We start from the raw sequence: 12,636 nt of genomic DNA, 5'->3' as shown, positions 1-12,636 counted from the left end.
CCTCCGTTCCCGCCAGCAGCATCGCCTTCACTGCGGGCACGTCCCATACCGTGCCGTCGGCAAAGACAATCTGCTCAACCTGATAGTAGTCCAGACTGAAGTACCCCTGGATAATCACGCTGTCCGCCCGGTCGCGGAAGCTGAGCACCAGGCTGTCATAGCCCTGTACCCGCTGCCGGGAGAGCACCGTCTGCTCCGCCAGCAGTCCCTCCCCAAGCCGCAGCGTGTCCGTTCCGCCGCTCTCGATAATCGTCTCCTGCCCGTCCCCGGCGCTAAAGAGATAGGTATCGTTACCGCTGCCCCCTTTCAGGGTATCGTTCCCTTTCCCTCCCCACAGTACATCGTTCGTGTTTTTTCCCGTCACGACATCCACATCGTCACTACCGATAAATGTCAACGCCTCAGGAATCCCTAATCTCATGCGGACGTCCGCAAAGGATGGCAGGTATTCCATATATGCATACAAGACATTACTCACCCGCAAATAACGCTCCATATCCGTATGCATCAAAGTATTCAGATGTGCCTCAAATGCTTCAAAGTTCAGCGTCAAACCGCTGAGATCGGAGTCAAGTTGCAGATGAATGAAATCAAAATCGCTGGCATACAGTGTTGAGGTCAGCAGGCAGGCTTCGGTATAGGCAGCAAAACGGCGGTATTCATCCTGTAATAAAGCCGCAGCGACGCTCAGAGGATTAACCGTACCGTTAACCGTGTTCCGGTATCCCCTGCCAGCAGCGGTTTCGAGAACCGCAAGCTTGCGGGCATCGATATAGCTCCCGCGACTGTTTTCAGCGATATCCGCTACGCCAGCCCAGGTAAAAAGGAGCTTTTCGATAAGGCCAGACGCTTTAGCCGCCGAGGGATCGGCCACAAACTGCTGAACCAGCGCGATAAGTTGCGGATTAAGACTCATCGCCGTATGCAGGTCGGCCATATTCCCAAACCCGCGAATATACGGCAGAGCCTGAATTTCAGCGGACAGGGTCACATCACCTGTGTAACGTGAGTATCCTTTGTTCGCCGCAAACCAGACGTCCGTCGATTGGCCGACAGATCCATCTATATGCGTAATGCTGCCAGTTTGCCGGTGGGCATTTCCTTGTACGTCAACATATTGTGACGTGCTGTATCCGGTGCCAATGGCAGCCACACCGGCTTCTTCAAGAGAAAGTAACTCTCCTTCGTCAACCCGACCATTACTGTTACCATCCTGCCAGATACGTAACGATGCCCAGATAGCGTCATTGCTGTTCAACTGCCCGTCTTTATTTTCATCCAGTTCCTGCAAAGCCTGATAGCCATTGGCCGCCAGTTTGCCATTTTTCAGCAGCGTATTATTGCCAAAGAGTTCACTGCCATTATCAATTTGGCCGTTACCATCACGATCAAATATCAGTAACCCGTCATCCGGAGCCACCCAGCCAGTGTTTTCCGCAAACTGATTACCATCATGATCGAAGAAAACACCGCTGCTGACGGATAAGGTTTCGATGCCATCGCCGTCGAGGTCAATAATAATGGGGCTGGCATTGTTTTCCGCGTTTGACATATCGGGCCCTTCCGATGAAAGAAACGAATCCAACATACCAGGAGGAAGAATAAACTGGCCTGTTTCCGCATCAAAAAGCCCATATTTATTCACACTATCAAGCCAGATTCCTGCCATAATTTTCGCCGTGTCTGAAGTCAGGAATGATGCAATTCCCAGGGCTGTCGCAACTCCAGCAACAAAAGGATTAGCTGTATATCCTGCAACAATTGTGGCTAAATCGGCCCCTACACCTAACCAGTCACTAACCGTATCGGTTCCATTTTTATATTTATCCATCAAGTTGATAAAAGAGGCGGTCGCGCCAAATTTCCCACTCACAACGCGGATAAATTGCGCCTTGTCAGGGACGCGGTCAGCACGAATTATCTCAAAATAGTTTTGAACATTATCAACCAACACAAATGACAACTCATACTTTTCGGATACGCGTTCCTCGTCATGACTCATAAATACCCTCCTCTGATAACATTAAAAATAAATGACAAGTCATATGTAATAACAAGAAAAGAGGTCACATACCATCGTATTAACTGTAAAAACACAAGCCATGGCGGCTCTCTTTTTTCTGTATTCTTTCTTGATATAGTTAAGAAAGATGTAACAAACCAGCAAGATAAAATCAAACAAAAAATAGTCATAGAAAAAATAACAACAGAAAACCACCCAGCCAGATTACTGGTATTTATATTTTTATAAAACAAATACCCTATTCCTTGTAATGGTAAAAAGATCAATATAAAAAAATCAGCTCTCGCGAAAATTTTATTCTCCCTTGCATCTGGATTATCTATCATTATTGCCTCTTATATGTTAATTCAATATCTTTTTCATTAAACATAAATGACCAGAATCTCACCACAATAAATAAATTATTTTTAATAACTACAGTGTATGACATAACAGCATCCCTCTAAAATCATTTACCATGAACCCGACCAAAACTAAAAGTATATTCAACAAAATCCGGATGGTGACTATATATATCTGGAACAATTATGTGCCGTCCTTTATCTAGCCAAAAACTGGCATGGTACCGACCAGTTCAAGCACGATCAATGAGATAAATAGCCCCCATTTTCTGTTGGAATTTTTATTTTTCGAACAAATTTATCATTCTCAATTCTATAAACATTAATTTCACCTTCAATTTAATTTTTTAACAAAGTTAAAATTTCACGTTCTCTTTCCATGAGCTTCTTTATTTCAGGCTGATAGTCTTTACTGCTTTCATTGGTTGAAAACCCTATATCAAAAAGTATACTGATACTGTATTTCCCTGGAATTTCCACGTCCACATAGAACTGCTTAGGAGACAGTTTTCTTAATGGCTTGTTAGCAGTGCCCCCCTTTGCTGTGGATTGCTCCACTGCAGCACTAGATTGATCCGCGCGGGTATATGGCGATATGACCTGGAAAAACAATCCTGCCAGCACAGCAACAATACGCCAGCATCGTTTTATGGAAAATATTTTTTGGCAAGAATCAAACGGCCTTTGCCTGGAAGTGAAACAGGGCTGACCTTGCATATAAAATCCTTATGTTTGCTAATATTCATTTACTGGGTTTTATTTACTCCTGTTCTTCAATGAGATCAAACGAAATCAGAAGATAATTTTATTATTATAAAATTCAATATATTAACCTGTTCCTTCCTAAAAGGAAGCAAGTATATTCATTCATTGCATTTATCAAATACGGAATAACATTCACCAAATAAAACAATGAAAGAAAATCATTCCTTTATCTTATCGCAAACAATATAAAAACCTCATGCTTTTATCTTTCTCATTCTTCATCGTGATAAATCAATACATCTAGTTCCACTCTGAGTTTAATAATTCTCATTACCTCTATAGCTCAATATGAAAAATGCTTTACCGTAAACCCTGCTGGCTTCCCCGCAAACGGGTTATCAGCATGTTCGAAGAAAACACCGCTGCTGACGGGTAAGGTTTCGATGCTATCACCGTCGAGGTCAATAATAATGGGCTGGCATTGTTTTCCGCGTTTGACATATCGGGCCCTGAACTACCGAATAATTGTTCCATGAGAAAATCATGTGGAGGCAGTAACCAGCCACCCGTATCCGGATCGGCAATACCATATTTTTGGATCGCATCCCATAAAGATTTAGCCATTTTCTGGCCGCCTTCGGAAGTCAGAAAAGACGCCACACCTAGCGCGGTTGCCGCACCAGCAAGCGCTGGGTTACCGGTATACCCGGCCACTAACAACGTAATATCCGAAGTGGCACCTAACCAGTCGCTCAGAGTCGCTTCGCCTGCTTTATGTTTAGCCATCAGATCTGCAAGGGAAGCTGCTGCACCAAGTTTTCCACTTATTACCCGGATGAATTGTTTATTTTCATGGAAGAATTGTTTACTACCTTTAATATCAATCCCCCCTACAATATTAGTTAAAATAAACTGTGTTAAATTTGTTAGCTTATCCCATTCATCTGTAAAGTCAACTTTATTTAACTCTATATCTTCAGACTCAGAACCCATTATTTAGCACCCCACGAAATAATTATTTTAAACACCAAAATCATACTATACAGAACCGTGCCAGCACCTATAAATACATTCCCCCAATATTCCACATTATCCCAGAAAGAATCAGGCGACTCTTTTTTTCTCTCTTTTTTCCACAAACGCCCCTGAATTAATATCAATTTAGTAAAAAAGCAGACCAGAAAAAAACCAGATACGAAACAAAAAACAACAATCAACTCAGATAATAATGTATTAAGATAATGATCATATATAATATAACCAACACTTTCCAGAACCAGGAAAGTGAAAGCACACACAAGAATTTTATTTCTTATTTCTTTCTGAATCCGCTCTTTTGCAGAAAGTTTTTTATCTGTTATATATACCATTCGAACTTCTCCTGTATCTTACACTCACTATCCTGCAAGTCGGATACTGTATTAACTACACTATCTACTCTCTGCTAATGACTGAGGCATTAAATTACAACCTATTTACCCGGTATCAATATTTCATGAAAGAGTTTTCCGAAAGAAACATGACAAATGCGAGCCATTTTTCTATTTTTCACCGGATTCTGCCTCTGCCCCAGACTGTTCCGCACGGATAAAGGGCAACATTGCCAGACAAAACAATCCGGCCAGCACAGCAACAATACGCCAACAGCGTTTTGTGAAAAATATGTTTTGGGACGAATCAAACTGCCTTTGTCTGGAGGTGAAAAAGAGCTGACTTTGCATATAAAATTCTTATATTTGTTTAAATTAATTTAATAGATTTTATTTACTCCTGTTCTTCAGTGAGATCAAATGAAATCAGAAAATAATTTTATTATTATAAAATTCAATGCATTAACCTGTTTCTCCATAAAATAAAATAAGCATATTCATTCATTACATTTATCAAATACAGGATAACATTCACCAAATAAACCAATGAAAGGAAATCATTCTTTTCCCTTATCGCAAATAATATAAAAATTTAATGATTTTATCTTTCTCATTCTCCATCGTGATAAATCAACACGTACAATTCCATTCTGAAATTAATAAGTCCCATTACCGCTATAGCTCAAGCTGACAAAATGCTTTGCCGCAAACCCTGCTGACTTTCCCGCAACCGGGTTACCATCATGATCGAAGAAGACACCACTGCTGACGGATAAGGTTTCGATGCCATCGCCGTCAAGGTCAATAATAATGGGGCTGGCATTGTTTTCCGCGTTTGACATACTCGGTCCTCCTGACGAAAGAAGCGAATCCAGCATACCGGGAGGAAGAATAAACTGCCCTGTTTCAGTGTCAAAAATCCCATATTTATTCACGCCGTCAAGCCAGATTCCTGCCATGATTTTCGCCGTATCTGATGTCAGGAATGACGCAATTCCCAGGGCTGTTGCAACTCCAGCAACAAAAGGATTAGCCGTATATCCTGCAACAATTATGGCTAAATCGGTCCCTACACCTAACCAGTCACTAACCGTATCGGTTCCATTTTTATATTTATCCATTAAGTTAGCAGTGGAAAAAACAGCACCAAACTTTCCACTAATAACCTTGAAAAACTGCTCATCGGCCGGAAATTTATACTTAAATTGCAATTCAAGAACAGACTGAACAAGATCGGCAATGGTTCCTACCATATCCATTGAGGCAACACCTTCACTATCTTTCATATACTATCACCACTAATAATCCTAAATATGCAAATGAGATCATATAGCACCACCGCTAAAGCGACTGCACCATGCCTCAATAAATCAACAGTGGAGCAAAAATATTTTTCAGGGACATCAACCCTGCCATAAATAAGTGTTAATTGCTTAGGAAAGAGCAACGCCTTATAGATTAAAACAAAACAAAATATAACTACAGAAAATAGAAAAACAGAAAAATAAACCGTCCATTGATGATTATCTATTGACCTTTTATATAAGACATACCCCAAAACTTCAAAGACCAGAGAGCAAAAAAGTAATAAACTCATCTTTGAAGAATTATTTTTTAATAAATCTTTCGTCTCAACCCCATCATATCTCATTAAATCACACCCTTTAAATACCCCGTTAAATAACAACCCCAATGAGCACTCTATTAAATCGCTCATTCACCATCTTTAAATAAAAACCACATTTAAATCATTTATTATATTAAAATATAGAGGATCACTCATGACAGTTGCCTCAATGACTTGTTACCAGTGTCCCCTCTGCTGTGGATTGCCCCATTTCTGCACTGGTTTGCTCCGCGTGGATATATGGCGACATTGCCAGACAAACCAGTCCAGTCAGCACAGCAACAATACGCCAGCATCGTTTTGTGGGAAATATTTTTTGGCAAGAATCAAACGGCTTTTGCCTGGAAGTGAAACAGGGCTGACCTTGCATATAAAATCCTTATGTTTGCTAATATTCATTTACTGGATTTTATTTACTCCTGTTCTTCAATGAGATCAAACGAAATCAAAAGATAATTTTATTATTATAAAATTCAATATATTAACCTGTTCCTTCATAACAGAAAGCAAGCATATTCATTCATGGTATTTATTAAATAAAAAATGACATTCACCAAAGAAACCGATAAAAGACAACCACGTTTTTATTTCAGCGTGAATAATTAAAAAACTTTATACCTTTATCTTTTTCATTCGCCACCTTGATAAATTAAGACCTCGGTTTCTCGATTTCATCACTGACCTTGCCTTTATCCTCTAATCCGACAACATGCTCAGCCGCAAGCCCCGCTGTTTTTTCACCAACGGATTATTATTGCGGCTGAAGAACACGCCGCAACAAGCCTGGGAGGGCTGCAATGCCAACAATCGAAAAACCGCAGATCGGTTACAGACATTTATCCAGATGTTGCAAGCGGCCCTCTGACGGCAGAATCTTCTCTGCCGTCAATATCGACACCAGAGGACTACTTCCTCTGCAAGCTGTCAGCGTATTTGCGCGTCAGACGGAACAGCGCCGCTACCTCTTCCTCAGCCCACCCTGCCAGTACCTGATTGATAAGTCGTGTCCTCGCCACCGCGATGCGTTCAATCAGTGTTTTTCCCCGCTCGCTCAAGGTGACTTCGCTAATCCGCCGATCGTGGGCATTAGGCTGTTTTAGCGCCAGTCCCTGCGCCTCCAGTTTTTTTACCTGCCGACTGACGGTGGTGTAATCGCGCCCCAGGCTATCCGCCAGCTCCACGACTCCCACCGGCCCGCAACGTCCGATGGCCACCAGCAGCGGAAACAGAATTTGATCGATTTGGACATCTGCGGCCTGAAGCAGCTGCTCATCACGCACGGGCTGGTTCATCACGCTAATGATATCGAGCAGCGCGCCGTGGAAATCGGTAATGTCGTAATTATTATGTGCATCTTGCATGTATTTTTTAACCGGGTATAGTGCCGTTATCTATTATGTGCATTTTACACATAATTGCCTTCAGGAGATAACATTATGAAAGCAGCCGTGGTTTTTGATCTGCAACAGGGTCCGGTATGGGCCGATTTTACCGATCCGCAGGCCGACGCCCGTCACGCCCTGGTAAAGGTGAATGCCGCCGCCATCAGCCATGTGGTGAAAGGTCGCGCTTTCGGTAAGCATTACAGTTTCGACGGTCGGCTGCCGTTTGTGGTCGGCATTGATGGCGTCGGAACGCTGGCCGGAGGACAGCGCGTTTATTTCGCTTTCCCGATGGCGCCGTGGGGCAGCATGGCGCAGTGGGCACCGGTCGCCGTCAAAAACTGCCTGCCTTTGCCAGATGGTCTGGACGATATTACCGCCGCGGCGATGGCAAATCCCGGAATGTCCGCGTGGGCCGCGCTCGTGAAACGTGCCGGACTGGCTGCCGGAGAGAGCGTGCTGATCAACGGCGCAACCGGCAGCGCCGGTCAGCTAGCGGTACAGATTGCCCGTTTCCTCGGCGCAAGGAAGATCGTTGCCACCGGTCGAAATATGCAGATACTGGCCGCCCTCGGCGCCGACGTCTGTATCGACTTAACGGCAGATGACCCGACGCTACAGGCACAATTCAGCGAACAGGCGGCGCAGCAGGTTGATGTAGTGGTGGATTATTTATGGGGCCGCAGCGCGGAACTGCTGCTGCCCGCGCTGGCGCAACACAGTCCAGGCAACGCGCCGGTGCGCTACGTACAGGTGGGCTCGCTTTCCGGCGCTGAAATTGCGCTCAACGGCGCGGTACTGAGAGCGGCCCCGCTACAGCTGATGGGCAGCGGTATCGGTAGCCTGTCGATGCAGCAACTTCTGGCGGCTACCGGCGAAATGCTGCAGGCCGCCGTTGCAGGTGGTTTTACCATCGCCACCACCCCGCTCGCGCTCAGCGAAGTGGCGCGCGCATGGCCGCGTGATAACAGCCAGAAACGGACCGTTTTTCTGCTCAGCTAAAAAAGTCGCTTCCGCACAAAAGTTGGGGTTGATATCTTAGATGATAATCGTTATCTTTCTCATTACCGAATAGTTGAGCAAAATACTCAGGTATTTGGTACGACATTGCTCACATTGCTTCCAGTATTTTTCGCCCGCACTTGTGCGGGCTTTTTTTGCCATCATATCCCCTGCCGACAAACGCTCAACACCTGCTGGCGCAGCCAGTAATGACCGGGATCAAGCTCCTGACGCGGATGCCACATCTGCGAGACGGTAATCTCCGGTGTACTGACCGGCAGTTCGAACATGACGATGCCGTCATTCATGCCATGACGCAGACAGGAAGCCGGGACCAGCGCCATCAGTTGCGAGCCGCGGGCAACCGCCAGCGCCGCGGTAAAACCCGGCACCACCGCCGCAATTTTGCGGCTCAGGCCAAATTCCGCCAGCGCGTCATCAACGGGCCCGCGTACCATCCCGTGGCGGGAAACAATCACATGCTCGCAGGCGGCATAGCGCTCGCGAGTGATTTTTCCGCCCTGCGCCAGCGGATGTGTTTTAGCCAGAACGCCAACAAAACGATCGCGAAACAGCGCCTGCAGACGAATTTCCGGCCCCATATTTTTCAGGACCCCGATCTCCAGATCCACGCTCCCGTCGCGCAGAAACTGCGGTCCTTTTTCACTTTTGGCGACAAAATTAAGCTTCACCCCCGGCGCCTGCGCCGCACAGGCGCAAATTAATGCCGGGCCAAAAGTTTCCACAAATCCCTCGTTGGTACGCAGAGTAAAGGTTTGCTCCAGCGTCGGAAGATGGAGCGGTGCCGCGGAATTGTTGAGCACCGAACGCATCTCAGACACCACGTTTTGCGTTCGCGCTTTTAAGTTTTGCGCATGCGGCGTTAAGACCATTTTGCGCCCGGCTCTCACCAGTAGCGGATCGCCGGTGACCTCACGCAAACGGCTCAGAGTGCGGCTCATCGCCGAGGCACTGAGTCCTGAGCGCCGCGCTGCCCCCGCCACGCTCTCTTCCGCCAGTAAAATATCCAGCGCCACGAGCAAATTAAAATCGGGATCGGTCATGTGCGTCCTGTGTTTAGTCATGGCGTCTGCTGCATCTTATTACTGCAAATGCTGCGCCTTCCGCCTGATATGTCTTATGACTATAGTCATAAACTCACGTTTTACTCAGGGAGTTTTATTATGACCACGAACGTTCGCCCTACCGTACTGATTGTCGGCGCTTCACGCGGCCTCGGCCACGCGATGGCCGCTGAATTTCTGCGCCATGACTGGAATGTGATCGGCACCGTACGCGATATGCAACACACCACTCCGCTGCATCAACTCGCGCTGGAAAACCCCGAACGGGTACGTCTGGAAACGCTGGATGTGTGTGACGATGGCCAGCTGGCCGCGCTGGATACAAAGCTCGCCGCTGACCGTCTGGATATGCTGTTTGTTAATGCGGGGACCACCAATCGCGATCCGACGCAGACCATCGGCGAGGTCTCCACCGAGGAGTTTATTGAGGTGATGCTGACGAACGCCCTTGCGCCAATGCGGGTACTTGAGCGCCTTCAGCGCCATGTGGTGCCGCAGGGACTGCTGGGCGCGATGTCCTCAGGCCAGGGCAGCCTGACCAATAACCTCCGCGGTCAGCGCGAGCTCTATCGCGGCAGCAAAGCGGCACTCAATATGTTTATGCGCAGTTTCGCCGCCCGTTCGCCATCACGACCGCTGGTAGTGATGGCGCCGGGGTGGATTCGTACCACGTTGGGCGGCGATGAGGCGCCGTTGAGTATCGAAGAGACGATTCCTCATCTGGTTGCCGTGCTGCTGGCAAAACAGCAGAGGCCTGGTCTGGAGTACCTGGATTATCAGGGAAAAACCGTGCCGTGGTGATCCGTGCGAAGGCCTATCGACCGTCCCGGCGCCCCCTGACTCTCGTAGCAGAGTATGGCACCTGTTTTATGATTCTCGACGGAGTGCTTACTTGATATAGGAGTCGAGGACCTTGAGCACGACGTCCAGATCTTCTTCCCGCTTCGCCTCGTCCCCTTCATGAACGATATGTTCGACCAGATGGCCTTTAATGACCTCACGCATTAATCCATTGACCGCCCCGCGTATCGCGGCGATCTGCTGAAGTACGGCGGCACATTCATGCGGTTCATCGAGCATTTTTTTCAGCGCAATGACCTGGCCCTGAATCTTGTTGGTGCGGGCTTTAAGCTTTTTTTGATCGCGGATGGTATGCGACATGCTGCAATCTCCCATGGAAAAATCCTGGCTGATTATACCATTACAATTCTACTGGGGGGTAGTATTATGTACTGGGGGGGAGTAGAATCCCGCCCATCTTCCATAACCAGAGCACAACTCATGACCGACTTTACAACGCTACTTCAGCAAGGAAACGCCTGGTTCTTCATTCCAGGCGCGGTGCTTCTCGGCGCACTTCATGGGCTGGAGCCAGGACATTCAAAAACGATGATGGCGGCCTTCATCATTGCGATAAAAGGCACGGCCAGGCAGGCGGCCATGCTTGGACTGGCTGCCACCCTTTCACACACCGCCATCGTCTGGCTGATTGCTTTTGGCGGCATGTATATCAGTAACCGCTTTACCGCCGAATCGGCTGAGCCGTGGCTGCAGCTGGTTTCTGCCATCATTATTCTGGGTACCGCCGTCTGGATGTTCTGCCGAACCTGGAAGGGAGAAAAAAACTGGCTGACCAGCCAGCAGGAAAGCGAGCGGCACCATCATGATGAATCAAGACTGATCGATACCGGTCATGGCAAAGTGGAACTGTCCATTTTTGAAGAGGGTCAGCCGCCGCACTGGCGCATACGTACGCTCAGCGGCAGAGAATGGGATGCCGGGACTGTTTCGTTAGTCACGCAGCGAGAAACGCCCGCGGGTACGCAGTCATTTGATTTTGTCGATTGCGGTAGCTATCTGCAGTCAACATCCCCCATTCCGGAACCGCACGATTTTCGCGTGCGCCTGTCGCTGGGGCATCGCGGCCATGTCCATGATTACGATTTGGAATTTTGCGAGCATGAACATGCGCACGATCATACCGAACTTGAAGGGCTGGATGTCGATTCCACAGCGTACCGGGATGCGCATGAGTTGGCCCACGCGCACGACATAGAAAAACGGTTCACCAATAAAGAGGTCACCAACGGGCAGATTTTACTCTTTGGCCTGACCGGCGGGTTAATCCCCTGTCCTGCGGCCATTACGGTGATGTTGATTTGTATCCAGATCAAAGCCCTGGCGCTGGGCGCAACGCTGGTGGTGAGTTTTAGTATTGGACTTGCCCTGACGCTGGTGATGGTGGGCGTGGGTGCCGCAATCGGCGTCCGTCAGGTCGCCAGACGCTGGGACGGTTTTCATACCCTTGCCCGCAGAGCCCCCTATTTTTCAAGCCTGCTGATTGCCGCGATGGGTCTCTATCTGGCTATCCACAGCGGGATCGTCCTGCTGAGATAATTCTGCGCATCCCGTTCCTCTTCTTCGCGCTGAGTATGAAGAAGAGGAACAGGCGCTGTTCATCGGGGAAAACCACACGGCACCGTGTCGCTGAGCACAGGGATAGAGAGGATCTCCGTATTTCAACCGGCGAGAAAAACTTCAGAATAACCCCATCAATACGCGCTAATTATATAGGGGTGTCCCTGTCGCAGGGACTGTTCAAATTTTCTGCTATATTTTCCGCATACCAACTGCGAAAGGGAATTATTTATGACGACTGCATTATCTGGCGGTTGTTTGTGCCAGTTTATACGCTTCAGGGCTATTAACCCTGGAAGTCCTCACTCCTGCTCCTGCGACCTTTGCCAGAAACATACCGGAAGCCAGACTGTTGTCTGGCTGGAGTTCTCTTCAGCGGATGTGCAGTGGACTGGCGAAGGCGGTAAACCTTCTTTGTATCGTTCTTCTGAAACATCAAGCCGGGCTTTTTGCCCACGATGCGGCAGTTCTCTCGGTGCTATTGATGATGATTCGGGAATAGGGTTATTGTCAGGCGTTTTTGACCCGTGTCAGAGTGACATTTTTGCCCCGGAGTCTCATTCTTTCGAAGATATGAAACCTGAATGGTGGCGGAAAATTTTTCCTGATATGCCGTCTTAACATTAAAAACAGACAAAAAAACTGGCCATATCATGACCAGTTTTGCAGGGGTTTTGCAGAAG

13 protein-coding genes are annotated in these 12,636 nt (G+C 47.4%); 4 read left to right on the top strand and 9 right to left on the bottom strand.

Going from position 1 to position 12,636, the window contains the following annotated elements:
• From CWM52_RS22425 to CWM52_RS22400, 7 genes are all read right to left on the bottom strand, one after another.
• A partial coding sequence (locus tag CWM52_RS22425) for a calcium-binding protein (protein ID WP_304528748.1) occupies positions 1-2,002 on the bottom strand: 2,002 nt, incomplete at its 3' end.
• Between the two features lie 701 nt (positions 2,003-2,703).
• Positions 2,704-3,081, bottom strand: a complete 378-nt coding sequence (locus CWM52_RS22420) for a hypothetical protein (protein ID WP_100686104.1) — start codon at positions 3,079-3,081, stop codon at positions 2,704-2,706.
• Positions 3,082-3,429: 348 nt separating this feature from the next.
• Positions 3,430-4,062, bottom strand: a complete 633-nt coding sequence (locus tag CWM52_RS22415) for a hypothetical protein (protein WP_100686103.1) — start codon at positions 4,060-4,062, stop codon at positions 3,430-3,432.
• Positions 4,062-4,439 (bottom strand): hypothetical protein, encoded by a 378-nt coding sequence (locus tag CWM52_RS22410; RefSeq protein WP_100686102.1) that lies wholly within the window; start codon positions 4,437-4,439, stop codon positions 4,062-4,064. Before CWM52_RS22410 ends, CWM52_RS22415 begins: the two co-directional genes overlap by 1 nt.
• 656 nt (positions 4,440-5,095) lie before the next feature.
• Positions 5,096-5,725 (bottom strand): hypothetical protein, encoded by a 630-nt coding sequence (locus tag CWM52_RS22405; protein ID WP_133121763.1) that lies wholly within the window; start codon positions 5,723-5,725, stop codon positions 5,096-5,098.
• Positions 5,722-6,156 (bottom strand): hypothetical protein, encoded by a 435-nt coding sequence (locus CWM52_RS26200; protein ID WP_133121762.1) that lies wholly within the window; start codon positions 6,154-6,156, stop codon positions 5,722-5,724. The genes CWM52_RS22405 and CWM52_RS26200 overlap by 4 nt, the downstream gene beginning before the upstream one ends.
• Before the next feature lie 815 nt (positions 6,157-6,971).
• Positions 6,972-7,427 (bottom strand): MarR family winged helix-turn-helix transcriptional regulator, encoded by a 456-nt coding sequence (locus CWM52_RS22400; protein WP_100686100.1) that lies wholly within the window; start codon positions 7,425-7,427, stop codon positions 6,972-6,974.
• A 75-nt stretch (positions 7,428-7,502) separates the two neighbouring features.
• On the opposite strand from CWM52_RS22400, the gene CWM52_RS22395 reads away from it, so the two are divergent.
• Positions 7,503-8,450, top strand: a complete 948-nt coding sequence (locus tag CWM52_RS22395) for a quinone oxidoreductase family protein (protein ID WP_100686099.1) — start codon at positions 7,503-7,505, stop codon at positions 8,448-8,450.
• Positions 8,451-8,611: 161 nt separating this feature from the next.
• On the opposite strand, the gene CWM52_RS22390 is transcribed toward CWM52_RS22395, so the two are convergent.
• A complete protein-coding gene (locus tag CWM52_RS22390) occupies positions 8,612-9,514 on the bottom strand; it encodes a LysR family transcriptional regulator (protein ID WP_100686098.1) in 903 nt (300 codons plus the stop codon).
• 120 nt (positions 9,515-9,634) lie between these two features.
• Between CWM52_RS22390 and CWM52_RS22385 the strand changes: the two genes are divergently transcribed.
• Positions 9,635-10,336 carry an SDR family NAD(P)-dependent oxidoreductase gene (locus CWM52_RS22385; protein ID WP_100686097.1) on the top strand — a complete coding sequence of 234 codons (702 nt, stop codon included), beginning with the start codon at positions 9,635-9,637 and terminating at the stop codon, positions 10,334-10,336.
• An 87-nt stretch (positions 10,337-10,423) separates the two neighbouring features.
• Here CWM52_RS22385 and rcnR read toward each other — a convergent pair whose 3' ends face one another.
• Positions 10,424-10,696, bottom strand: coding sequence for a Ni(II)/Co(II)-binding transcriptional repressor RcnR (gene rcnR, locus CWM52_RS22380; protein ID WP_064793093.1), 273 nt, complete (start codon positions 10,694-10,696; stop codon positions 10,424-10,426).
• A gap of 120 nt (positions 10,697-10,816) precedes the next feature.
• Here rcnR and CWM52_RS22375 point away from each other — a divergent pair, with 120 nt between their 5' ends.
• Together CWM52_RS22375 and CWM52_RS22370 are read left to right on the top strand one after the other, a co-directional pair.
• Entirely contained in the window at positions 10,817-11,932 is a 1,116-nt protein-coding gene (locus CWM52_RS22375; protein WP_100686096.1) for a nickel/cobalt efflux protein RcnA, read from the top strand.
• A 252-nt stretch (positions 11,933-12,184) separates the two neighbouring features.
• Positions 12,185-12,574 (top strand): GFA family protein, encoded by a 390-nt coding sequence (locus tag CWM52_RS22370; protein WP_100686095.1) that lies wholly within the window; start codon positions 12,185-12,187, stop codon positions 12,572-12,574.
• The last annotated feature ends 62 nt before the right edge of the window (positions 12,575-12,636 follow it).

The sequence above is a fragment of the Raoultella sp. T31 genome (assembly GCF_002806725.1).
GTDB classification, from domain to species: domain Bacteria; phylum Pseudomonadota; class Gammaproteobacteria; order Enterobacterales; family Enterobacteriaceae; genus Klebsiella; species Klebsiella electrica.
The sequence above is the reverse complement of the archived record's forward strand: the minus strand, read 5'-3'. Positions and strand labels throughout refer to the sequence as shown.

Excerpts from the sequence above, each read along its gene's own strand:
- CWM52_RS22420 (WP_100686104.1), bottom strand. The coding sequence starts at position 3,081 with ATGCAAGGTCAGCCCTGTTTCACTTCCAGGCAAAGGCCGTTTGATTCT.
- CWM52_RS22415 (WP_100686103.1), bottom strand. The coding sequence starts at position 4,062 with ATGGGTTCTGAGTCTGAAGATATAGAGTTAAATAAAGTTGACTTTACA.
- CWM52_RS22410 (WP_100686102.1), bottom strand. The coding sequence starts at position 4,439 with ATGGTATATATAACAGATAAAAAACTTTCTGCAAAAGAGCGGATTCAG.
- CWM52_RS22405 (WP_133121763.1), bottom strand. The coding sequence starts at position 5,725 with ATGAAAGATAGTGAAGGTGTTGCCTCAATGGATATGGTAGGAACCATT.
- CWM52_RS26200 (WP_133121762.1), bottom strand. The coding sequence starts at position 6,156 with ATGAGCGATTTAATAGAGTGCTCATTGGGGTTGTTATTTAACGGGGTA.
- CWM52_RS22400 (WP_100686100.1), bottom strand. The coding sequence starts at position 7,427 with ATGCAAGATGCACATAATAATTACGACATTACCGATTTCCACGGCGCG.
- CWM52_RS22395 (WP_100686099.1), top strand. The coding sequence starts at position 7,503 with ATGAAAGCAGCCGTGGTTTTTGATCTGCAACAGGGTCCGGTATGGGCC.
- CWM52_RS22390 (WP_100686098.1), bottom strand. The coding sequence starts at position 9,514 with ATGACCGATCCCGATTTTAATTTGCTCGTGGCGCTGGATATTTTACTG.
- CWM52_RS22385 (WP_100686097.1), top strand. The coding sequence starts at position 9,635 with ATGACCACGAACGTTCGCCCTACCGTACTGATTGTCGGCGCTTCACGC.
- rcnR (WP_064793093.1), bottom strand. The coding sequence starts at position 10,696 with ATGTCGCATACCATCCGCGATCAAAAAAAGCTTAAAGCCCGCACCAAC.
- CWM52_RS22375 (WP_100686096.1), top strand. The coding sequence starts at position 10,817 with ATGACCGACTTTACAACGCTACTTCAGCAAGGAAACGCCTGGTTCTTC.
- CWM52_RS22370 (WP_100686095.1), top strand. The coding sequence starts at position 12,185 with ATGACGACTGCATTATCTGGCGGTTGTTTGTGCCAGTTTATACGCTTC.